The 23,605-nt window shown below is 41.8% G+C and carries 21 protein-coding genes; 11 read left to right on the forward strand and 10 right to left on the reverse strand.

What is annotated here, in order from left to right; translation table 11 throughout:
* Positions 1-2: 2 nt before the first annotated feature.
* The 7 genes from C3007_RS02095 to malQ form a co-directional block, all read right to left on the reverse strand.
* Positions 3-359: a DsrE/DsrF/TusD sulfur relay family protein gene (locus tag C3007_RS02095; RefSeq protein WP_103852860.1), complete on the reverse strand. Its 357-nt coding sequence runs from the start codon at positions 357-359 to the stop codon at positions 3-5.
* 167 nt (positions 360-526) lie between these two features.
* Positions 527-2,989 (reverse strand): glycogen/starch/alpha-glucan phosphorylase, encoded by a 2,463-nt coding sequence (locus tag C3007_RS02100; protein ID WP_103852861.1) that lies wholly within the window; start codon positions 2,987-2,989, stop codon positions 527-529.
* A gap of 133 nt (positions 2,990-3,122) precedes the next feature.
* The gene (glgA, locus tag C3007_RS02105; RefSeq protein WP_103852862.1) at positions 3,123-4,556 is read right to left on the reverse strand and encodes a glycogen synthase GlgA; all 1,434 of its coding nucleotides are present in this window, start codon (positions 4,554-4,556) and stop codon (positions 3,123-3,125) included.
* A gap of 74 nt (positions 4,557-4,630) precedes the next feature.
* Positions 4,631-5,938, reverse strand: a complete 1,308-nt coding sequence (glgC, locus tag C3007_RS02110) for a glucose-1-phosphate adenylyltransferase (RefSeq protein WP_103852863.1) — start codon at positions 5,936-5,938, stop codon at positions 4,631-4,633.
* A 15-nt stretch (positions 5,939-5,953) separates the two neighbouring features.
* The gene (gene glgX / locus C3007_RS02115; protein WP_103852864.1) at positions 5,954-7,975 is read right to left on the reverse strand and encodes a glycogen debranching protein GlgX; all 2,022 of its coding nucleotides are present in this window, start codon (positions 7,973-7,975) and stop codon (positions 5,954-5,956) included.
* A 25-nt stretch (positions 7,976-8,000) separates the two neighbouring features.
* On the reverse strand, positions 8,001-10,364 hold the full coding sequence (gene glgB / locus C3007_RS02120) for a 1,4-alpha-glucan branching protein GlgB (RefSeq protein ID WP_103852865.1): 2,364 nt from the start codon (positions 10,362-10,364) through the stop codon (positions 8,001-8,003).
* Between the two features lie 9 nt (positions 10,365-10,373).
* Positions 10,374-12,479 carry a 4-alpha-glucanotransferase gene (malQ, locus tag C3007_RS02125; RefSeq protein WP_103852866.1) on the reverse strand — a complete coding sequence of 702 codons (2,106 nt, stop codon included), beginning with the start codon at positions 12,477-12,479 and terminating at the stop codon, positions 10,374-10,376.
* A gap of 200 nt (positions 12,480-12,679) precedes the next feature.
* On the opposite strand from malQ, the gene C3007_RS02130 reads away from it, so the two are divergent.
* Positions 12,680-13,066: a DUF805 domain-containing protein gene (locus tag C3007_RS02130; protein ID WP_103852867.1), complete on the forward strand. Its 387-nt coding sequence runs from the start codon at positions 12,680-12,682 to the stop codon at positions 13,064-13,066.
* A gap of 51 nt (positions 13,067-13,117) precedes the next feature.
* On the opposite strand, the gene C3007_RS02135 is transcribed toward C3007_RS02130, so the two are convergent.
* Positions 13,118-13,558, reverse strand: coding sequence for a YcgN family cysteine cluster protein (locus C3007_RS02135; RefSeq protein WP_103852868.1), 441 nt, complete (start codon positions 13,556-13,558; stop codon positions 13,118-13,120).
* A 176-nt stretch (positions 13,559-13,734) separates the two neighbouring features.
* Here C3007_RS02135 and C3007_RS02140 point away from each other — a divergent pair, with 176 nt between their 5' ends.
* The 7 genes from C3007_RS02140 (at position 13,735) to C3007_RS02170 (ending at position 19,265) form a co-directional block, all read left to right on the forward strand.
* Positions 13,735-14,397, forward strand: a complete 663-nt coding sequence (locus tag C3007_RS02140; protein WP_103852869.1) for a Bax inhibitor-1/YccA family protein — start codon at positions 13,735-13,737, stop codon at positions 14,395-14,397.
* Between the two features lie 80 nt (positions 14,398-14,477).
* Positions 14,478-14,807: a TusE/DsrC/DsvC family sulfur relay protein gene (locus C3007_RS02145; protein ID WP_103852870.1), complete on the forward strand. Its 330-nt coding sequence runs from the start codon at positions 14,478-14,480 to the stop codon at positions 14,805-14,807.
* Positions 14,808-14,884: 77 nt separating this feature from the next.
* Positions 14,885-15,772 carry a metal ABC transporter substrate-binding protein gene (locus C3007_RS02150; RefSeq protein WP_103852871.1) on the forward strand — a complete coding sequence of 296 codons (888 nt, stop codon included), beginning with the start codon at positions 14,885-14,887 and terminating at the stop codon, positions 15,770-15,772.
* Entirely contained in the window at positions 15,762-16,679 is a 918-nt protein-coding gene (locus C3007_RS02155) for an ATP-binding cassette domain-containing protein (RefSeq protein WP_103852872.1), read from the forward strand. Before C3007_RS02150 ends, C3007_RS02155 begins: the two co-directional genes overlap by 11 nt.
* A complete protein-coding gene (locus C3007_RS02160; protein WP_103852873.1) occupies positions 16,676-17,539 on the forward strand; it encodes a metal ABC transporter permease in 864 nt (287 codons plus the stop codon). The genes C3007_RS02155 and C3007_RS02160 overlap by 4 nt, the downstream gene beginning before the upstream one ends.
* Positions 17,526-18,356 carry a metal ABC transporter permease gene (locus C3007_RS02165; RefSeq protein ID WP_103852874.1) on the forward strand — a complete coding sequence of 277 codons (831 nt, stop codon included), beginning with the start codon at positions 17,526-17,528 and terminating at the stop codon, positions 18,354-18,356. The genes C3007_RS02160 and C3007_RS02165 overlap by 14 nt, the downstream gene beginning before the upstream one ends.
* Positions 18,357-18,368: 12 nt before the next feature.
* The gene (locus C3007_RS02170; protein ID WP_103852875.1) at positions 18,369-19,265 is read left to right on the forward strand and encodes a DMT family transporter; all 897 of its coding nucleotides are present in this window, start codon (positions 18,369-18,371) and stop codon (positions 19,263-19,265) included.
* Positions 19,266-19,283: 18 nt separating this feature from the next.
* Here C3007_RS02170 and C3007_RS02175 read toward each other — a convergent pair whose 3' ends face one another.
* Positions 19,284-19,559 (reverse strand): acylphosphatase, encoded by a 276-nt coding sequence (locus C3007_RS02175; protein WP_103852876.1) that lies wholly within the window; start codon positions 19,557-19,559, stop codon positions 19,284-19,286.
* A 174-nt stretch (positions 19,560-19,733) separates the two neighbouring features.
* Here C3007_RS02175 and C3007_RS02180 point away from each other — a divergent pair, with 174 nt between their 5' ends.
* The 3 genes from C3007_RS02180 to yccS all read left to right on the forward strand — a co-directional run bounded on the left by C3007_RS02180 (position 19,734) and on the right by yccS (position 23,102).
* Positions 19,734-20,393 carry a curli polymerization inhibitor CsgI-related protein gene (locus tag C3007_RS02180; protein WP_103852877.1) on the forward strand — a complete coding sequence of 220 codons (660 nt, stop codon included), beginning with the start codon at positions 19,734-19,736 and terminating at the stop codon, positions 20,391-20,393.
* A gap of 62 nt (positions 20,394-20,455) precedes the next feature.
* The gene (gene mgsA / locus C3007_RS02185; RefSeq protein ID WP_103852878.1) at positions 20,456-20,914 is read left to right on the forward strand and encodes a methylglyoxal synthase; all 459 of its coding nucleotides are present in this window, start codon (positions 20,456-20,458) and stop codon (positions 20,912-20,914) included.
* Between the two features lie 34 nt (positions 20,915-20,948).
* Positions 20,949-23,102 (forward strand): YccS family putative transporter, encoded by a 2,154-nt coding sequence (yccS, locus tag C3007_RS02190; protein WP_103852879.1) that lies wholly within the window; start codon positions 20,949-20,951, stop codon positions 23,100-23,102.
* Positions 23,103-23,183: 81 nt separating this feature from the next.
* On the opposite strand, the gene cspD is transcribed toward yccS, so the two are convergent.
* Complete coding sequence (gene cspD, locus C3007_RS02195) at positions 23,184-23,393, reverse strand: cold shock domain-containing protein CspD (RefSeq protein WP_103852945.1); 210 nt, start codon at positions 23,391-23,393, stop codon at positions 23,184-23,186.
* Positions 23,394-23,605 lie beyond the last annotated feature (212 nt).

Here is a 23,605-nt window from a genome sequence, read left to right on the forward strand (position 1 = left end):
AATTAAAAATTCAGTACCTTATCTGCTTCCATTGTCCAATCTGCAAGCTCAATTAATGTGCCAATTTCCACCCCATCAGCAAGCGGTGCATTGTGAATACCGCGTGCATTGGCACAGGTTTTGCATAATTTAATAGTCGCTCCTTGTGCGGTGAGAATTTCGATCATTTGTTGTAAATGATAGCCCTCCGCTGGCTGCTGCTGAGCTAAACCGCCCACCACGGCATCAGACATAAAAAATAAGCGTAATTGCACCGCACTTTTATATTGCTCTTGTAACTGCAAGGCAAGGCGTAAAGCGCTGAAAAAATGTTCATCGCCATAAGGGGAAGAATGCACAATAAATAAGATGTTTTGCATAAGAATGTCCTTTTGAGATCGGTTTGAGAGCAGATAGTCGCTTGATTAAGCTGCATTAATCATACTGCCTATAATGCGTTATGCTCGCTTATTTTACACTGATAAGGATAATAAAAAAGTGGGCATTTGCGATTTGCCCACTTTTGTTAAGATGTTTGCTCAAAAACTTAGTTTAATTTGAGCGGTTGGATTTTCCAGATTTTTTGCGCATATTCTTCAATGGTTCTGTCTGATGAGAAAAAGCTCATATTGACAATATTTTGCAATGCGCTGTTCGTCCACGCTTTTTGATCACGGTATTTTTCATCAACCCGTTTTTGTGCTTCCACATAGCTTTGGAAATCAGCAAAGGATTGATAATAATCGTGATAACACAAGCCATTGAGTAAATCTTGATAACGGTGCGGGTCATTCGGGGAGAAGAAGCCTGATGTGATTTGGTCAATCACACGGCGTAACTGTTCATTGCTTTGGTAAATATCGTATGGGCGGTATCCATTACGACGTAACGCCTCCACTTCCTCAACGGTATGACCAAAAATGAAAATGTTATCTTCGCCCACGTTTTCCAAGATTTCTACGTTTGCCCCGTCTAATGTGCCAAGGGTTAATGCGCCATTAAGAGCGAACTTCATATTACTTGTGCCTGATGCTTCCGTTCCTGCGAGAGAAATTTGCTCGGAAATATCCGCAGCAGGAATGATGATCTGAGCAAGGCTGACGCTGTAGTTTGGAATAAACACCACTTTCAGGCGACCTTGCAAGCGTTCATCGTTATTGATGATTTTCGCCACATCATTGATTAAATTAATGGTTTGTTTCGCCGCATAATAGGCTGATGCCGCTTTCCCTGCAAGAATGAATACGCGTGGTGTCCAGTCTTTTTCTGGATTCTCTAGCATTTCGTTATAACGTGCAACGATATGCAAGACGTTGAGAATTTGACGTTTGTATTCGTGGATACGCTTCACTTGCACATCAAATAAGGCATCAGGGTTTAATTCAATCCCCAATTCTTTTTTCACATAGTCGGCTAAACGCTGTTTGTTCGCACGTTTAATCGCGGGAATGGCTTGTTGCACTTCTGCGTCATTGATATGGGCTTTGAGTTCCGTCAATAAGCTCAAATCACGTCGCCATTCTGTGCCGATATAACGGTCAAATAAGGCGGAAAGATCTGGGTTTGCCACTGCAATCCAACGGCGTGGCGTAATCCCATTGGTTACATTGGTGAAGCGTTCTGGGTAAATATGAGCAAAATCCGCAAAGGTTGAAGTAACCATTAAATCTGAATGGATTGCCGCTACCCCATTGACTTTGTGCGATCCCACAACGGATAACCAGCCCATACGCACTTTGCGTACATCGCCTTCTTCAATTAAAGATACGCGGCGAATGAAATCATCGTCTGTGGTTACATAAGTGCGGACATATTCTAAGAAATAATCATTGATTTCAAAGATAATTTGTAAATGGCGCGGTAAGATTTTCGCCATCATTTCCACTGGCCAAGTTTCTAATGCTTCCGACATCAAGGTGTGGCAAGTGTAAGAGAAAATGCGGCGGCACATATCCCACGCGGTTTTCCAATCATAACCTTCTTTATCCACTAAAATATACATTAATTCCGGAATGGCTAAGGCTGGGTGGGTATCATTTAAGTGGATTGCTACTTTATCGGCAAGATTTTTCACGCTGCCGTGAGTGCGTTTGTGACGTTTGATAATATCTTGTAACGATGCGGAAACTAAGAAATACTCTTGGCGTAAACGCAATTCGCGTCCTGCCCAAGTGGAATCATCAGGGTATAACACGCGAGAAACGTTTTCACTCGTGGCACGTTGTTCTACCGCACGGAAATAATCGCCACGATTAAATTCTGCCAAGTTGAAAGAATCCCCTGCGTGCGCGCTCCATAAACGTAAGGTTGCCGCACTGTCATTGGCATAGCCTGGGATCATTTGGTCATAAGCCAATGCGACAATTTCTTCCTTGCTATCCCACACACATTTTTTGCCTTCAAAATGAATATGTCCACCGAATTGGATATTGAAACGTTTAGATGGACGAATAAATTCCCAAGGCGCGCCTTTTTCTAACCAAGCATCAGGTTTTTCTACCTGTTTGCCGTCTTCAATGGCTTGTTGGAACATTCCGTATTCATAACGAATACCATAACCCATACCGGGGATTGCAAGGGTGGCAATCGAATCCATAAAGCACGCAGCTAAGCGCCCTAAACCACCGTTACCTAAACCAGGATCAACTTCTTTTTCGATGATTTCTTCTAAATCCACATCAAGCTCTGCTAACGCGTCTTTAGCAAGGGTGTAAACGCCCTCTGCAATCAACGCATTAGATAGCGTGCGTCCCATTAAATATTCCATTGATAAATAATAAACACGGCGTGTTTTTTCATCACGAGATTGGCGTGCGGTAGAAATCCAGCCTTCCGTTACAAGATCGCGCACCGCATAAAGGGTGGCGTTTAGCCAATCACGTTGGCTTGCTTCTTGTGGGGAACGTCCAATTAAGAAAATCAGTTTATACACAATCGCTTTTTTCAGTGATTCTGTCGTCTGCTTAGGTTGGTTATAAGAGAATGGAAAATCAGTGTTATCCATTGTCATAAGTGGCTCTCCTAATCTATTTCAAATTAAAATCGGCGTATTTTTATCCTTTTCGCATAAAAATACAACAAAAATTAGCCTAAAATCGCAGATTTTTCCACCGCACTTAGATTTTAGGCAAAATATAATGAGGCTATAAAATACGTTGATATAACTCTTGATAATGTCTTGCGGCAATTTGCCAGCTGAAATCTTGCTCCATTGCCACCACGCGCACGCTTTGCCATAGGCGTTGTTTTTGCCAAAGAGCAAAGGCGTTGTTAATCGCCCAACTTAACCCTTGTGCATCAGCATCATTAAATACAAATCCTGTGGCTTTGCGTGCTTTGATGTTTTCAGAATAGCTATCCACCACTGTATCCGCCAAGCCGCCTGTGGCGCGCACTAATGGTAACGTGCCGTATTTCAAGCCATAAAGTTGGGTTAAGCCACAAGGCTCAAAACGGCTTGGTACTAAAATCACATCACCACCCGCAATAATTAGGTGTGATAAGGCTTCATCGTAACCAATTTTTACTGCGATATTTTCAGGATAACGTTCTGCAAGGTGGCGTAATCCTTCTTCTAAATGCGGTGCGCCTGAGCCAAGTAAAGCAAGCTGACCGCCTTGTTGTACAATGGTTTCGGCACTTTGAATAAGTAGATCCACGCCTTTTTGTTCCGTTAAACGGGTAACCATAACAAATAACAAGGCATCAGGCTGTTGAGGAAGATTGAAATAGGCTTGCAGTTTTTCTTTATTTTTGCGTTTGCCTGTCATTGCTTTTAATTTGTAATGATCTTCAATGTAGTGATCCACATTCGGGTTCCAAATTTGCTCATCAACCCCATTCAGAATGCCGACTAATCGTCCTTGATGCGCTAAGGTTTGTAGTAAACCTTGCAAACCGTAGCCAAATTCTGGCGTGGTGATTTCTTTGGCATAGGTTGGGCTAACAGCGGTAACCACATCGGAATAATAAAGCCCTGATTTCAAATAAGAAATTTGTCCGTGCAACTCTAAACCATCAATATGGAACATTTCCAACGGCAGACCTAGTTCAAACAAATGGTGATAAGAAAACACGCCTTGATAAGCGAGATTATGAATGGTAAATACCGATTTTGCAGGACGGCCTTTAAGCACTAAATAAGCACTGGTTAATCCAGCGTGCCAATCGTGCGCATGCACCACTTCCGCTTGCCACCACGCATCTAAGCCCACCGCAAGCTCTGCCCCAACCCAACCGAGCAAAGCAAAGCGTTTATAGTTGTCAGCGTAATCGTTATACCATTGATCGTGGTAAGGATTACCCTCTCTAGCATACAAATGCGGCGCATCAATTAAATAAACGCCTAGCCCGTTATATTCACCATAACGTAGCACAATATGCCCAGCAAAATTATCAAATTCCGCCACCACAACGGTGTTAGGAATACCTGCGGCAATGGCAGGATAAGCAGGCAGTAAAATTCGGGTGTCCATTCCAATTTGCTGTTGCGCAAAAGGCAATGCGCCCATCACATCAGCTAATCCGCCAGTTTTGAGTAACGGATAAAGTTCTGAACAAACGTGTAAAACTCTCATTCTTTTTATTCCTTAAAACAGAGAAATACGGTGAAAATTCATAAAAATTCCACCGCACTTCTCTTGGCTTTGTATTAATCTAAATGGGCTTCAAAGGCGATTTTTTCACCATTGAGCTTCTTTAACATTGAAGCGGTAACTAGCACGACACCGCCGCTACTCACTCTAAAACGTTTGCTATCCAGTTCTAAATCCACACCAATTTGCATTCCATCTGGAATCACACTATGGCGATCGATGATACAGCGTTTGAGCGTACAATTTTTACCAATAGTTACTTGCGGTAGCACCACACTGTGATCCACCAATGAACCCTCTTGCACGGTAACGCGATCAAATAGAACAGAATAGCTAATGGACGCATCGGTAATCACGCAACCACCTGAAATCAAACAGTTATCTACTGGTTTAATGTCTGATTTGCTATAAAAGAATTTTGACGGGTAAGTTTGCGTTGGGTTACCACGAATTGGCCAGCGCTGATCATAAATATCCAACTGTGGATTTTCAGAAACCAAGTCAATGTTGGATTGCCAGAAACTGTCCAATGTTCCCACATCACGCCAGTAAATTTCGCCATCGGTGTTGCGTCCCATACAAGAACGGCTAAATGGGTGGGCATAAAGCGTGCCTTCTTCTAAACATTTTGGCAACACATCTTTACCGAAATCGTGGGAAGTGTAAGGAGTGTTCACTTCACGCTCTAAAATATCGTAAAGGTAATCGGCGTTAAACACATAAATCCCCATCGAAGCTAAGGATACGTTAGGTTTGCCTGCCATTGCTGGGGGATCTTTCGGTTTTTCCACAAAGGCTTTTACTTTAAGATTTTCGTCCACTGCCATTACACCAAATTCGCAGGCTTTTTCTCGCTCTACTTCAATACAGCCCACCGTACATTTTGCATTGCTAGAAACGTGATCGAGCAACATTTGGCTGTAATCTTGTTTGTAGATGTGATCGCCTGCCAAAATCAGAATGTATTTCGGGCAGTAATGATCGCGAATAATCGCCATATTTTGATACACCGCATCTGCCGTGCCACGATACCAAGTGGAATCATCAATTTGCTGACGCGCTGGGAGCATATCAATGAACTCACCCCGCTCTTGCGGTAAAAATGACCAACCTTTTTGCAAATGGCGTAATAAAGAATGTGCCGCATATTGGGTAACCACACCAATATGGTTTAGCCCTGAGTTAATACAGTTGGATAAGGCAAAATCAATAATTCGTCTGTTGCCGCCAAAATAAAGTGCCGGTTTTGCGCGTTTATCTGTTAGCTCATAAAGTCTTGAGCCACGTCCCCCTGCTAAAATTAACACCAAGGTATCTTTCACAAGATCATATTTATTTGGTGATTTTGATATACTGTTGCTCATTGCATTTTCCTCGCATTAATTTATTGATTGCTCAATAGTCATTTCCTTTTTTCTCGTGCAACATACGAATGCGAGATCATTTACAGCCCATCGATTTCCTTGCATTTGTACCGATGCACCGCTATACACAACTTCCCATTTCCCATCTGGCAACAAGAATGTTTGTAATTCTGCTTTTGCATTGATTAAAAGTAACCAATCTTCATCTAATTGAATTTGTATTGCTTTGCTATGGGGATTGTGCCAATCTTCCACACGCATTAATTCCCCTTGTGGATTGCGCCATTGCACATTGTCATCTGTCCACCATTGATCCCGTTGTAGGCTTGGGATCGTTTTACGCAATGCAATAAATTGTTTTACCGCTTCAAATAAGTGCGGTTGAAATTCCTGCCAATTTAACCAAGTGATTTCGTTATCTTGGCAATAGGCGTTATTGTTGCCTTGTTGGCTATGCCCAAATTCATCACCAGCTAGCAGCATTGGCGTGCCATTGGCTAACAATAAACAGCCTAGCAAGCCACAAGCGCTTAGAAAGCGTTGATATTTCACGTCATCAGGGATATTTTCCACGCCCTCTATGCCGTGGTTATAACTATAATTTTCATTACGCCCATCACGGTTTTGCTCGCCATTGGCAAGATTATGTTTTTCGTTATAACTGGTGAGATCGCACAGGGTAAAGCCATCGTGCGCCGTGATAAAATTCACCGAATTATGCGGCTTGCGATCGCCATTTTGATAAATGTCGCTTGAACCTGCGAAACGTTGCGCAAAACCGCCTAATTCACCACTTTTCCACAGCCAAAAACGGCACATATCATCACGGAAACGATCGTTCCATTCGGCAAAATAGCTCGGGAAATTGCCTACTTGATAGCCCCCCTCGCCAATGTCCCAAGGTTCTGCAATAAATTTACAGTGCTGTAAACGTGGCTCTTGCGCGATTTCTGCAAACAACTGTGCCTGTGGGTTAAAGTCTGGGGTTTCTCTGCCTAACACTGTGGCAAGATCAAAACGAAAACCATCAATATGGCATTCTTCTACCCAATAAATTAAGCAATCCAACACCCAACGGCGAGTAATATCATTGGCTAAATTTAAGGTATTGCCGCAGCCTGTGGCGTTTAGATATTCCCCTTGTGGGTTTTGCCAATAGTAAGTCCGATCATCAATTCCACGCTGGCTAAAGGTTGGAAAATGTTTTTCTGATTCCATACTGTGGTTGAATACCACATCTAAAATCACTTCAATGCCCGCTTGGTGAAGTGCGCGAACCATTGTTTTAAATTCGCTTAATGGCGTTGTGCCTGTCTGCCCTGACCAATATTCCGATTCCACCGCAAACATTGCTAAAGGGCTGTATCCCCAATAATTGGCTAAGCCTTTTTCCTGTAAATGGGGTTCATCAAGGTGATAATTTATGGGCAAAATTTCCACCGCACTTATGCCAAGTTCTTTTAAATAGGCGATCATTGTGGGGTGCGCTAAACCCGCATAAGTGCCACGAATGGCTTCAGGCAAATCTTCTCTCAGTTGCGTGAAACCTTTAACGTGCAATTCATAAATAATGGTTTCTGCCCAAGGTGTGGCTAAGGGTTTATCACCTTGCCAATCAAACGCTTCGCTTTCCAATACGGCTTTTGGGGCAAGATGCGCGTTATCTCTCAGATCACTAAGCAAAAACCATTGCCGTTTTTCATCGCTACTTAAATCTGGCTTGCCGATGACAGCTTTGGCATAAGGATCAAGCATTAATTTTTGTGGGTTGCACAATGCGCCGTCTTTTCCTGTAATACGAAAGCCATATTGCGTGCCATAAGGCAAATCGCCCACCCACAAATGCCAAACATCATCGCTTTGGTACATTTCCAGTGGCAATTCTTGTCCATCAAAAAATAAACATAATTTGACGTTTTCTGCGCAGGAAGAAAATAAGGCAAAATTCCACCCCACTTTTTTCTCACCTGAATCATATTGCAAAATTTCAACGCTACTTCCTAAGGGATAAGGCTTTCCTACCGCCGTGCTGATCATTGTGCTATCCATTTATCCGTTTTACTTATGCTTTTTTCTTCGTGGCTTTTTTGCTTTTAGCTGTATTGGCTTTCGTTACGCTTGCCGCTTTTTCAGTTTTCGCTGTTTTCGCCTTTTGCCCTTTTTCTGCTGCGTCCGTTTTTTCAGCTTTTTTCACTTTTTCTGCTTTTGTACTTTGCGCTTTTTTTGTACTTTTTGCAGGCTTTTTCCATTTTAAATAAATGGTTGCCAATGGCGGAATGGTTACGGAAATAGAATGATCTTTATCGTGGCTTGGAATTTCTTCACTCACCACTTCCCCTTGGTTGCCCACGTTAGAACCTTGGTAGAAATAAGAATCCGTATTAAGAATTTCTTCATACACGCCTGCTTCATTCACGCCAAAGCGATAATCATAACGTGGCACTGGCGTGAAGTTACTGATCACAATAATGCGCTCATCATCGCGGCTGCAACGCTCAAACACGAACACAGAATTTTGATAATCGTCCACCACAAGCCAATTAAAGCCTTTTGGATCGCAATCTAATTGGTATAGCGCAGGGTGATTTTGATAAGTGCGGTTTAAATCTCGCACTAAATTTAATACGCCTTTATGCCAGCCACCGCCAATACTTTCATCAAGCAAGAACCAATCTAGGCTTTCTTGATAATTCCATTCACGTCCTTGCGCAAATTCGTTGCCCATAAAGAGCAATTTTTTACCTGGATAGCCCCACATATAGCCATAATAAGCACGCAAATTAGCAAATTGTTGCCACGCATCACCCGGCATTTTTCCGATCAGTGAGCCTTTGCCGTGTACGACTTCATCGTGAGAAAGTGGCAACACAAAGTTTTCGCTATATTGATACATCATTCCAAAGGTCATTTGATCGTGATGATGTTGGCGATAAATCGGATCTCTTTTCATATAGGCAAGGGTGTCGTTCATCCAGCCCATATTCCATTTGAAGTGGAAACCTAAACCGCCGTCTTGCGGTGGGTGGGTAACGCCAGCAAAGGACGTGGATTCTTCCGCAATGGTAATTGCCCCCGCATTTTCCGTACCAAGGACATAATTGGTATGTTTTAAAAACTCAATGGCTTCTAAATTTTCACGGCCGCCATATTGATTTGGAATCCACTCGCCGTCTGAGCGGCTGTAATCGCGGTAAATCATTGATGCCACTGCATCGACACGCAAGCCATCTAAACCAAAGCGTTCAAGCCAATATAACGCATTGCCTGATAAGAAGTTTTTTACTTCGTGGCGGCCGTAGTTATAAATTAAGGTATTCCAATCTTGATGATAGCCCTCTCTTGGATCGGCGTGTTCATACAACGCCGTACCGTCAAAGGCTACCAAACCGTGAGTATCACTTGGGAAATGCCCTGGCACCCAATCTAAAATCACATTAATGCCAGCTTCGTGGGCTTTATCGACTAAGCGTTTAAAGCCTTCTGGTGTGCCAAAACGGCTGGTTGGCGAATAAAGTCCAATAGGCTGATAGCCCCAAGATCCGTCAAATGGAAATTCCGATAAAGGCAGAAATTCAATATGGGTAAAGCCCATTTCTTTCACATAAGGAATAAGCTCGTCTGCAATTTGGTCATAATCTAGCCAGAAATTATTTTCCAGATTACGCCGCCAAGAACCTAAATGCACTTCATAAATAGAAATTGGCTGATCGAACTGGTTCGCTTTGCGGCGTTGTTCGGTCATTTCCACCACATCTGGCAATGGGCTAATTTGTGAAGCCGTATCAGGGCGAAGCTGTGAGCTAAAGGCATAAGGATCGGCTTTTAAGCGTAGCTGATCGTTGCAATCTAACACTTCAAACTTATACAGTTGTCCAAGCGCTGCTTTTGGCACAAATAATTCCCAAATCCCACTGGACGCGTGAAAACGCATTGGGTGGCGGCGACCGTCCCAATAGTTGAAATCGCCCACCACAGAAACTCGTTTCGCATTCGGCGCCCATAAACGGAAATTCACGCCCGACACGCCTTCACATTCCATAAAATGCGCACCGAGAATTTCATAAGGACGTAAATGAGAACCTTCTGCCAACAACCAATTATCTAGCTCTTGAATCATTGGGTGGAAGCGATAAGGATCTTCAATAATTTGTGGTTCATTGCCCCAATAAACTTCAAGCTGATACGCAAAAAAACTGCGTGTATCAGGCACTACACCGGCGAAAAAACCACGTTCATCAAGACAATCTAATTCGCACACCTTTTGCTGATTTTCTTTATTAACAATCACGACTCTATCCGCATCAGGCAATAACACGCGGATTTCAATGCCTTTTTCTGTTTCGTGCATACCTAACACGGAAAACGGATCGGAATGTGTGCCGTTGAAAAACGCATTAATGGTTTCTTGTGGAAGGAATTTATTCATATAAACCTCTTATCGCAGACGCGCTTGGTTAATTTCGGTTAAAAGTGCGGTGATTTTTTCGTCAGAAAAGATTTCTTCAATGGAACGATATAATCTCATTCGCCAATTTGGATATTCCAATGACGTCCCTGGTAAATTGAAGGAAATTTCTTGCTCCAATAAATTTTCTAACTGTACGCCAATGAGCTTGGTTTGGCTTTCTGCCAAATAAAGATGAATCACCCGCATTAAGTTTTGGTGCATTGCCATACTGAGCGCATCGCCCCAGTAATCATCAGGTAAATATTGATCGCGGTGCAGACTATTGAGTAAGGCCTGTTTGTCAATGACACGCTGATCATATTTCTGTTTCAACACGTCTCCTTGTAACACGCCAAGTTGGGCGAAAAGTTCCAAATCGCGGCAATGCCAAAAGCTACTTAAAGACGGAACATCGTGCGTGCCAATAGTGGCAAAGGCGTTAATTGGGAAAGCGTGCTTATCAGGATATTGCAAATTACGTTGTTCAAAATACAGCACAAAATAGGAAAAAATCTGAAATTCATTTAATTTCCACCGCACTTCATCAGGCACAGTGCCTAAATCCTCGCCCACTACAAGACATTGATTACGCTGGCTCTCAATGGCTAAAATTGCCATTAATTCAGCAAAAGGATAATGCACGTAAAGCCCATCTGCGGCAGTTTTTTCAGGGGGAATAAGCCATAAGCGGAACAGTCCCATAATGTGATCAATGCGCAGCACACCAAAATGCTGCATATTGGCACGCAATAATTCAATAAAAGGCTGAAAACCGCGAGCTTTTAACTCAGTCGGATTATAAGGCGGAATATTCCAATTTTGCCCCACTGGGCCAAGTGGATCAGGCGGAGCGCCCACAGAAGCATCAACGCAATAAAGCGCAGGATCAGCCCATACATCCGCACTGCCCCTTGAGCTGCTTACGGCTAAATCGCCATAGATACCTAAGCGCATTCCTTTCGCTTGGCATAAGGTTTGCAGATGATTGAGCTGTTCTTGCGCCAGCCATTGTAGCCAGCAATAAAACATCACTTGGTCTTTGTGCTGACGGATTAATTTATCCCGTTGTTTATCATTAAGTTGTTGATATTGTTGCCAACCCAGCCAACCAATTTGATTTTCTTGCTCAATGGCTTGATGGTAACTTTGGCGATCCAACCATTCAAATAAGCCTTGATATAACAAGCCTCTGCCCTGTTGTTTAACAAAATCCGCAAAGGCTTTTTGTCGTTGCTGCATTTTTGCCGCACGGCTACGTTGGAAATAAGCATAAAGTTTCTCAAGTACGGTGAATTTTAGCTGCGTAATTTCCGTATAATTCACTTGCTCTGCTTGGCGTAACACCGCAAGTTGCTGTTGAATATTCTCTTGATTCAGCCAATTTTGCACGGATTTACACAATTTATATTCTGGCAGCTGGTCAATGGCAAGGTAAAGCCAATTCAAATAGCGTCTTGATGCTGAACTATAAGGACTTGCCCATTCAGGCACGGCGGAATACATTGCGTGTAAGGGGTTAATCCCGATAAATTCTGCCCCATATATCACGCCCTGTTCCACCAAATAAGCCAAATCAGCAAAATCCCCAATCCCCCAATTTCGTGCTGAACGTAAACTATAAAGCTGAACATTCAAGCCCCACGCTTTTTGCTGTTGAAAAATCGCAGGTTGATAGGCGGTTTTCGGGCTAACGAAAAGGCGAACGTGGTAATTTCTTTCGCGGCTGGAAAGCTGTAAAAGATAATAGCCAAAAGGCTGCGCAGGAAAAGAAAGTTGATGATTAGAAAAGGAAAGTGGTGTTACAGACTGATGTTGTTCATTAAATAAGGTAACTTGAAGAATATGGCTGTCGAGATTTAACCGTGCAATATCATAAACAATGGTTTCTCCCTCCCGCGCCACAAAAACATCATCAAATTGCACCGCACTTTTATTCTCTATGTCCTCTGGATTTTCTCGCTGTAAGGAAAGCAGCTCAATAAAATACGCCAAACTCTCTGGATTGGCATAAATCAAATTGCCGTTAATATCATAATGAGAAATGGCAATGCCTAATTTCTCAGCCTTTGCTTGAAGTGTTGCGCTAATATCCATATGCTTTTCCAACAACCATAAATACTGGAGAATTAACTTCATTCTACAAATCAATGAGTTAAAAGCAAACGGTTTCCTTTAAATTCGTGATCTTCGTCAAATAAAGATTTTTTCTTTTAAAGACAAAAATTTGCTAATTGACAGAGATATTGCCAATTTCTAGAATAATTAAATTTTTCAAGGAAAATTAAAGGATAAAAATGAACTGGTATTTGTATGTACTAAAAAATTATGCGCAATTTAATGGGCGCGCAAGACGTAAAGAATTTTGGTGGTTTACTGCGGTTGATTTTTTATTGTATGTAATTTTAGGTTTACTCGATGTTGTTTTGCTTAATAACGATTTTGGATTTAGTGGCGTTTATGGACTTGCGACCTTAATCCCCTCTTTAGCGGTGAGAGTAAGACGATTACACGATACCGATCGCTCTGGCTGGTGGTTATTAATTGGCTTTATCCCTGTAATCGGTTTTATTGTGCTATTCGTCTTTGCTTGTTTAGACGGAACACAGGGGAGAAATCGTTTTGGCGAAGATCCTAAAAATCCAATGAATGAGCAACTCACTCACGCTAAATTCACTATCTAGAAAATATATAGAAAAAGTGCGGTAAAAATTACCGCACTTTTTTATTTATCTTTACTCATCATCAATCACAAACTCAAACCAATCAATCACATCTTTTTCGTGAATGCCGTTTTCAATAGGAATATGCGCGAGCTTTACGCTATTGGGATCGCCAGAAATTAACGGATGCCAATCAAACAGCGGTTTATTTTCATATAATAACCGATAGGCACAGGTGGCTGGCAGCCAATGGAAATCTGGCAAATTCTTTTTGGTGAGTTTGGTGCAATCTGGTTCAAGTTGAAAACGTTGCGCGTAATTACCGCACTTCGCGGTGTCTAAATTAAGCAAATTGCAGGCAATGCGAGTGAAATACAGCTTTTTGCGTCGCCCACGCCCCTCAATAAATTTACGATAACAGCATTTGCCGCAACCATCGCACAGAGCTTCCCATTCTGCTTCATTCATTTCTAACAGCGATTTATGCTGCCAAAAGTTTTTTTCTAATTGCATTGTTATTTGTTTTGTTGCTGATTTCTTCAAAATTGTGTTGAATTATAACAATCCTCACGTTTTTTTCCTATGCAAGCCAATGTTAAACTGATAAAAATCCATCGACATTCATTGACTTTTCCCCCACTAGCCTATACTTTATAGCCTTGATTTTTATATTAATAACAGGAGCATTTATGCAATCTCGTTTAATCGTTGAAGACAGCCGTCAAGAATCGGTGTTGGCCACCAACAAGGTGTTACGCAACACTTATTTCTTATTGGCGTTAACCTTAACTTTTTCTGCGGTTGTTGCTTATGTGGCAATGACATTAAATGTTGCCCCATTACATTTTGGTGTGTTATTGGTGGGCTTTTATGGCTTATTATTTTTAAATAGCGCCTTAGAAAACAGTGCGTGGGGGATTCTTTCCACTTTCGCTTTAACTGGTTTTATTGGTTATTCTTTAGGACCAGTATTAAATATGTATATTGGCGCAGGTTTAGGTGATTTAATCGCTCTTGCCCTTGGCGGCACGGCAGCAGTGTTCTTTGCCTGTTCTTTCTATGTCCTCAGCACGAAAAAAGATATGTCATTCCTTTCTGGTATGATGTTTACCTTGTTTATCGTGCTTGTGGTAGGAATGATCGCCAGCTTCTTCTTTAAAATGCCAGCATTCTATGTGGCGTTAAGCTCATTATTTATCGTGTTCTCTAGTATGGGCATTTTATATCAAACCAGCAGCATCATTCACGGCGGCGAAACTAACTATATTCGCGCAACAGTAAGCCTTTATGTGTCTATTTATAATATCTTTGTGAGTTTATTAAACTTGCTTGGTATTTTACGCAATGATTAATTATTGCTTTAATTGGTAAATTCAGCGCCCCTTTTTAGGGGCGTTTTTGTATAATTAAACAGATGAATAAGGAAACAAAAATGCTCAATATTAACGATACGATTATTGAAACCGATAACGAAGGCTATTTGTTGGATTTAACGCAATGGACGCCTGAAGTCGCACTGGCTATTGCAGAAAAGGAAGGGCTGAGCTTAACCGAAGCTCATTGGGAAGTGATTCATTTTGTGCGTGATTTTTATCAGGAATACAACACTTCACCAGCGATCAGAATGTTGGTGAAAGCAATGGCACAAAAATTAGGTGAAGATAAGGGCAACAGCCGTTATTTACAACGTTTATTCCCAGAAGGGCCAGCCAAGCAAGCCACAAAACTGGCAGGGTTACCAAAACCAGCAAAATGTCTATAACTTGAGAATTATTCGCATTTACTTAATAAACTTTGTGCTTTATAATAGCGGTAAACGATTCATTAAAAGGAGAATTTATGTTGAAACAGTTCGCTACCATCGCGCTTTCTGCCGCAATGTTGTTTAGCGGTGCAAGCTATGCCAAATTCAAAGTGGTTACCACCTTTACCATTATTCAAGATATGGCGCAAAATATTGCTGGTGATGCCGCCAGCGTGGAATCCATCACCAAAGCAGGCGCGGAAATTCACGGCTATGAACCAACGCCAAAAGATATTGTTAAATCGCAGTCAGCAGATCTTGTGCTATGGAACGGGTTAAACTTAGAACGTTGGTTTGAGCGTTTTTTCCAGAATGTAAAAGATAAACCGGCGGTCGTGCTTACCGAAGGCATTCAGCCTATTTTTATTGCAGAAAATGGTGAGAAAAAAATTCCTAATCCCCACGCGTGGATGTCGCCAAGCAACGCATTAATTTATGTAGAAAATATCAAAAATGCGCTGATCAAATATGATCCGCAAAATGCCGAAACTTACCGCCAAAATGCAGAAAATTACGCCAAAAAGATCCGCACTTTAGATAGCACACTTCGCCCTAAATTGGACAAAATTCCCCAAGCACAACGCTGGCTTGCCACTTCTGAAGGGGCATTTAGTTATTTAGCACAAGATTATGGGTTTAATGAAGTTTATCTTTGGGCGGTGAATGCAGAACAGCAAGGCACGCCACAGCAAGTGCGTAAAATGATTGATTTAATTCGCCAACATCAGATTCCGGTGATTTTCAGCGAAAGCACCATTTCGCCAAAGCCTGCGCAACAAGTGGCGAAAGAAAGCCAAATTCATTATGGCGGCGTACTTTATGTGGATTCCCTTTCCAACGCCAAAGGGCCAGTTCCCACCTATTTAGATTTGCTTAACACCACCATTACCACCATTATTGAAGGATTTGAAAATGCCCAATAATCAGCCCACCATTGAAGTACAGGACGTAACTGTTCGTTATAACAACGGACACACCGCCATTCATAATGTGTCTTTTCAGCTACAAGGCGGCACGACCTGTGCTTTAGTGGGGGTGAATGGCAGTGGAAAATCCACTTTATTCAAAAGTTTAATGGGCTTGGTAAAACCGCAACAAGGGCAAGTGTTGCTGTGCGATCAGCCGATTAAGAAAGCGTTAAAGCAAAATTTAATCGCCTATGTACCACAAAGTGAAGAAGTGGATTGGCAATTTCCTGTATCCGTTTACGATGTGGTGATGATGGGGCGGTATGGTTATATGAATTTTCTCAGAATTCCCACCGCACTTGATAAACAAGAAGTTCAGCTTGCAATGGCGCGGTTAAATATCGCACACCTTGCGCAGCGTCAAATTGGCGAGCTTTCAGGCGGACAGAAAAAACGCGTGTTTCTGGCTCGAGCGCTGGCACAAAAAAGTAAAATTATTCTGCTTGATGAACCTTTCACCGGCGTTGATGTGCAAACGGAAGCAGCGATTATGGACTTGCTTGCCAACTTGCGTGAAGAAGGTTATTTAATTTTAGTTTCTACCCATAATTTAGGCGCAGTGCCAGATTATTGTGATCAAGTGATTATGATTAACCGCACCGTGCTTGCACAAGGTAGCACCGCCACCACCTTTACTCAGCAAAATTTAGAGCAAGTTTTCGGTGGCGTGCTGCGTAACGTGAAGCTGAGTGGGCGTGATTTGCACGATGATGAAGATGAGCGTACCGTAACGGTGCTTACCGATGATGAACTGCCCGCCGTATTTTACGGACAAACGAAAAATGATCCGCCTGCGCCAATCGTACGTGATTGTAATCTGGAAGATTGCCCCTGTCGTACTGACAAAGAGAACAGCCAATGATCGCCTTATTATTAGAACCTTTCCAGTATGATTATATGATTAACGCCTTTGTGTTAAGCGCAATGGTGGGCGGTATTTGTGCTTTTTTATCTGCTTATTTAATGCTGAAAGGCTGGTCATTGATTGGCGATGCGCTTTCTCATTCGGTTGTTCCCGGCGTTGCCATCGCCTATGCCTTTTCTTTTCCTTATGTGATCGGTGCATTTTTTTCAGGAATTTTAGCCGCACTTTCTATTCTCTGGGTGAAATCCTTGTCCAATTTACGCCAAGATGCGGTGATCGGTTTTATTTTTACCACCTTTTTTGCTCTCGGATTATTTATCATTTCCCTTAATCCCACCGCCATTAATGTGCAAGATATTGTATTAGGCAATTTGTTAGGCATTTCAACGGAAGATATTTGGCAAGTGGCCATTATTATCAGCATTTGTTTTGTGCTATTGCTGATTTTTTGGAAAGATCTGTTATTAGTCTTTTTTGATGAAATGCAAGCCTCCGCCGTGGGACTGTCGCCGCTTCATTACAAAATATTATTTTTCACCTTATTAAGCGCTTGTGTGGTGGCGGCGTTGCAAACCGTTGGTGCAATTTTAGTGATCGCAATGGTTATCACGCCGGGGGCAACGGCATATTTGCTCACAGATCGCTTTAAAACCTTAGTGATGATTGCGGTAAGCCTTGGCATAAGCAGTAGTGTACTTGGTGTGTACATCAGCTATTATTTAGACGGCGCAACAGGCGGATTAATTGTCTGTTTTCAGACCGCACTTTTCTTGAGCGCGTTTTTCCTTTCCCCCAAATACGGTATTTTACGCCATAAGCGCGCCGCCAATAAGGAGCAACATAATGAGCTGGGCTGATACGAATTGGTGGCTTGAGCCGCTCAGTTACCCCTTTATGCAAAATGCCTTGTTTATGGCGTTAATCATTGCGGTGATTTGTGCCGTGCTTTCTTGTTTTTTGATTTTAAAAGGCTGGTCGCTAATGGGCGATGCCATTTCCCATTCGGTTTTACCGGGCATCGTGTTAGCTTATGTGGCCAGCATTCCTTTAGCCATCGGCGCGCTAGTTTCAGGCTTGCTGTGTGCCTTTGGTATTGGCTATTTAAAATCTCACAGCCGAATTAAAGAAGACACTGTAATGGGGATTATGTTTTCCGGAATGTTCGCGCTAGGGCTCGTATTATTCAGCAAAGTGGAAACTGAGCAGCACTTAACGCATATTTTATTCGGTAACTTATTAGGCATCACACCGCAAGAATTAATCCAAACGCTGATTATCGCCGCCCTTGTTTTGCTGGTTATCTTGCTGAAAAAACAAGATTTTCTGCTTTTCTGTTTTGATCCCAATCACGCGCGCGTTATCGGGCTTGCGGTAACAACATTGCATTACGGTTTACTGTTTTTGCTCGCTTTAACCATTATTAGCACAATGCAAGTGGTGGGCATTATTTTAGTCACGGCAATGCTGATTTCGCCGGGGATTACCGCTTATGTGCTGAGTAAGAATTTCAACAAAATGCTCTTAATCGCCATTGCAACTGCCACAAGCAGCAGTTTTTTAGGCATCATTCTGAGTTATCATCTTGATGCTGCCACTGGCCCAACGATTATTTTATTGCAAGCCCTGTGTTTTGTGCTGGCTTTGGGCTATCGCAAATTTCGTCCCATCAAATAAGGTAGGTCGCCGATGAAAACAACGCTCAGCACCAATGCACTGTATATTTTGCTAATGGGGCTTGGTTTCCCGATTTTACGCCTGATGAGCCTACATTTTGACACTTTCAATAACAATGCCGTGCGTTTTTTATCGGGCGGTATTCTGTTTATCCTGATCTGCGCATTCAAATTTAGAAGTACCTTATTAGAGATTTTCAAACAGCCACGCTTGTTGCTCACCTTGCTGTTACTGGGCGTTTTTATGGCAGGGAATATGTATTTCTTTATTAATGGATTAAGGCTTACTTCCGCCCTTTCTGGCAGTATTTTTGGCATTTTAGCAATGCCTTTAGGGATTGCCATAGCAGCGATTTTTTTCGCTGATGAACGGCAAAAAGTGAAACAGCGTGGTTTTTATTTGGGATCGTTGCTTGCCATTATTGGCTCATTTATTTTTGTCTTGAATGGAAATCAGCAAGAGGGCGAACAGCAATTTGTCCTTGGCGCCGTGTTTTTATTTTTAGGTATTTTTATTCAGTCCCTACAAAATTTACTGGTGAAAAGTGCGGTGCAAAAATTGCCCGTTTTTGTCATTAGTGCGTCCACCGCCACCCTTGCAGGGCTGATTTTCTTAGCGCTTGCCCTATATTCTGGCAAAATTGCCGAACTTCAACACCCCCCAAGGCTAATGCTCAGCGCCCTTGCTTTGGCAGGGATTTATGGAATGGCAACGGGAATGTTGTTTGCTTTTTATATTGTGCAAAAACAAGGCATTGTCACCTTTAATTTGCTCCAATTGCTCGTGCCGATTTCTACCGCGATCATTGGTTATTACACCTTAGGTGAACGGATCAACCTTGCCCAAGCCTTAGGGGCAAGTGTTGTGTTAATCGGCTGTCTGATTGCGTTAAATCGAAGCAAAGTCTAATCTTTTAACGACAATGACTTAAGTACGGCGCACAGAAAAATCCTGGAAACTCTCATTATCAGGATAGTCTTCTATTATCACTTGTTTTACCACCGCACTGGGCGAGCCGAGCTGCAACCATTGATAAAGCTGGGTTAATTGTTCTTCCGACCCTTTGGCGATCACTAAAACACTTCCGTCCGAAAGATTTTTTACCCAGCCTGTTAGCCCAATTTTGCAGGCTTCTTTCCAAGTGAAATAGCGAAAACCCACGCCTTGCACACGCCCATAAACGGCAAATTTTTTAACTTTCATTTTCCCTCCCAATGATCCAAAATCACTCCAATGCCATTTAACCTCACAAATTTTAAGCAAAAATACAATTTTTTATTTTCATTTTTGCCAAATTAGAATAGCATAGCCAAGTACACTTTAGATGATTAAAGTGAATCAAAATAAAACATTATCCCTTATATGAAAGGAGCGAATATGAAATTTCGTTTTGCTGCATTAGCTACCGCAGCTTTATTAACCAGCACTGCAAGTTTTGCCGGTATGGTAACCAGTTCATCTAATGTTGATTTTTTAGCCATTGACGGACAAAAAGCAAGTAAATCTCTTTTAAAATCAACCAATTCTTTTAAAGCCGATGATGCGCAAACTCACCAAGTTGTGGTGCGTGTAAGTGAAGTGGTGAGATCAGGCGGTTCTGACCGTACATTATTTGAATCAAATCCAATCATCGTTACTTTCCAAGGTACAGCAGAAGATGTGGTTATTTCTGCACCACACCTTGAAGATGAGCGTGAAACCGCAGCTTATAATAAAAACCCTGTTGTTAGTGTAAAAACTGTTTCAGGAAAAAATGTGCCGTTTAAGCAAGATCTTTTAAAACAAGAAGGTTTCTTACCTGGCTTAAATCTCATTGACAATCTTTCTGAGTACAATGCGTCAGGGGCGGTTGCTTCAGTATCTTCTTTTGCGACAACCGCAATGCCTGCAGCACTTCCTTCTGCAGCAAAAGCGCAAAAAGGCAAAATTACCGTACAAGGTGAAAATGTGGTGGAACAACAATTACAATATTGGTTCCAACAAGCCGACAAAGAAACACAAGCACGTTTCTTGAACTGGGCGAAGAAACAAAAATAATCGCTAATGATTGATTAAGAAAAAGTGGGCTTTAGGCTCACTTTTTGCTATCTGGAGGAAAAATGCAAAATACCACTCGCCAGCTTACAGAAAGCAAACACATTGCCTTGGTTGCTCACGATCATTGTAAGCAAGATTTAATAAATTGGTGTAAAAAGCACCGCACTTTACTTTCTGAGCATACGCTTTATGGCACTGGCACAACAGGCAATTTAATCCAAGCGGAAACTGATTTACCCATCACCCCATTATTAAGTGGCCCGATGGGCGGCGATCAGCAACTTGGTGCATTAATTGCGGAGCAAAAAATTGATGTGCTGATTTTCTTTTGGGATCCAATGAATGCTGTACCGCACGATCCTGATGTCAAAGCCTTAATGCGTATTGCTACGGTGTGGAATATTCCTGTGGCAATGAATATGGCCAGTGCGGATTTTCTGGTGCAAAGTCAATTATTTAATCAAAAGGTGGAAATTCGCGTGCCAGATTATGCCAATTATTTAAAAGAGCGGTTAAAATAATGAAAATTTTTGCCTTTTAAGGATTGCACAAAGAATGAATAACTGGCTGAACGCAAAGGTTATCGCCACCATTCCTGTTTTTATTGCTGTCAATATTGCGGCTTTTTCCGTGTGGTTATTGGATATTTCGCAGCAAAGTATGCCGTTGGTACTCGGCATTATCGCAGGTGGTCTGGCGGATTTAGACAACCGCTTAACTGGGCGGTTAAAAAATATTTTTTATACCCTACTGGCCTTTTCGGTGTCCACCCTTAGCGTTCAGCTCACGCTCGGTAATGGCATTGCGTTCACTCTGTTAATGACGGTCATCACCTTTATTTTTACGATGATTGGCGCGGTGGGACAACGTTACAACACCATTTCTTTTGGCACGTTGGTGGTTGCCCTTTACACCACTCTAACCTATCAGCCCGAAACCCTGTGGTATCTCAATTCCCTATTAATTTTATTAGGCACATTGCTATATAGCATTACCGCCATTGTGGTTTATCTGTTTTTCCCAAACCGCCCCGTGCAAGATGCGGTGGCGAAATCTTTTGTGGCACTAGCGGAATATTTAGAAGCAAAATCCTTGTTTTTTGATCCTGATGATATAGATCAACTAGAAAGCAAGCAAATTACCCTTGCAATGAAAAATAGTCAGCTGATTAATGCCTTTAACGCGTGTCGCACTGCCCTGTTTTATCGTATCCGTGGGCAATATCGCCACACTCGCACCACGCAAATGATTAACTATTATTTTGCCGCGCAAGATATTCACGAACGCGCCAATTCCAGTTATTTTGATTATCAAGTTTTAACTCAGCAACTTAAGAATACGGATTTAATTTTCCGTATCCAACGCCTTTTAGAATTACAGGCGCAGGCTTGTCGCGATTTTGCGCAAAGTCTGCAACAAAACACCCATTACAGTTACAACGCACGTTTAGAACGTGCCATCACTGGGGTAAATCAATCCTTTGAACATTATGCGCAAACTCATCAAGATGATACGCAAAACACGGCGATCAAAACCTTAATTAATAATTTGCAAGGGGTGGATTGGCAGTTACGCCATTTAGGGCAAACACCTGAAGCGTCTGAAACACATCATCGTTGGGTCAAAATTCACGATGACAGCGATGTAAAAGGCTTCAAAAATATTTGGCTCACTATTCGCAGCCATTTAAGTTTTGATTCGCAGCTTTTCCGCCACGCCGTAAGACTTTCTATTGTGGTTTTTGTCTGCTGTACCATCGTAGAATTTTTACAGCTTTCGCGTGGTTATTGGATTTTGCTCACCGCGGTTTTTGTTTGCCAGCCGAACTATGCCGCCACTAAATTACGTTTAAAACAGCGTATTATCGGCACCATTTTAGGGGTGATTATTGGTTCATTATTGCCTTATGCACAGCCTACTTTGGAGTTACAAATGGGCTTGGTGGTTGCCACTAGCACCTTGTTCTTCTTTTTCCGCAGTAATAATTACAGCTTTTCCACTTTTTTCATCACCTTACAGGTGCTAATTAGCTTTAATATTATCGGGATTGATATTCACTCGGCCCTTTATTCACGCTTAATTGATACCTTAGCTGGCTCATTTATTGCGTGGGTTGCCGTGTCTTATTTATGGCCTGATTGGAAATATTTACAGCTCAATAAAGTGATTCATCAAGCCATTCAAAGTGACGGCAAATATTTGTTGTATATCATCAGCCAGTTACAATTTGGCAAATGTGATAGCTTGCAATATCGCATCGCACGGCGAAAAGCGCACGAATATGCCACCGCACTTAGCGCCACGATGTCAAATATGAACAGTGATCCAGAAAAATATAAAGATCACTTACAAGAAGGCTTTGAAATGCTAAAACTGAATTATTCCTTGTTAAGCTACATTTCCGCCCTCGGCGCATATCGCAAACACATTAAGCAAATTCAGCAAAATATTGATTTTATGGCAGAATATTACCCCATTGCGAAGAAATTGATTTACGCCTTGGAGCATATTGAATCCTTATCTCAGCCTGTATTTGACAAGCTACAAGAAAATATTCATCAATCCTTACAACAGCTCAACGAGCAACAAGGGGAAAGGCTAAGCCAATCTGAGGTAGGAATTCCTATTCAACAATTGAATATGATCAGTCAAATTCTCCCGCATATTTATGTGATTTTTCATAATAGAAAAATTGCACAAGAGAACTAAATTAGAAAGAAGAAAAGGAAAAAGAGAAAAGGCAAAGCATTTCGCTTTGCCTTATTCTTAAAGGATCTGAAATAATTTTGTTTATTCTACTACTGGGACAATTTTGGTTGCGTGAGAACCTTTATCACCGTGCACAGCTTCAAAATTGACTTTTTGCCCTGCTTTTAACGAACGATAACCTTCCATTTCAATCACAGAATAATGCGCAAAAATATCTGCGTCATTGCCTTCCGCTGAAATAAATCCAAACCCTTTTGCATTATTGAACCATTTAACAACACCAACTTCCATAATAAACATTTAACCTCTAAATGGATTTTCTATCTCAGATAGAACTTTGAAAACCAATAAAGCACTCGCCTTATTCCCTAATTTTTCGAGTAAATATTCAAATAAATTTCACTTTTTCGCAATAACAAATCTTCTAAAATCAAACAGAGATCACAAAATTTCTTTATATATGCGTTGCTTACACAGTTCAGCAAATAAAAAATTACTCCAAA

It is taken from the genome of Avibacterium gallinarum, from assembly GCF_002921135.1.
GTDB classification, from domain to species: Bacteria; Pseudomonadota; Gammaproteobacteria; order Enterobacterales; family Pasteurellaceae; genus Avibacterium; species Avibacterium gallinarum.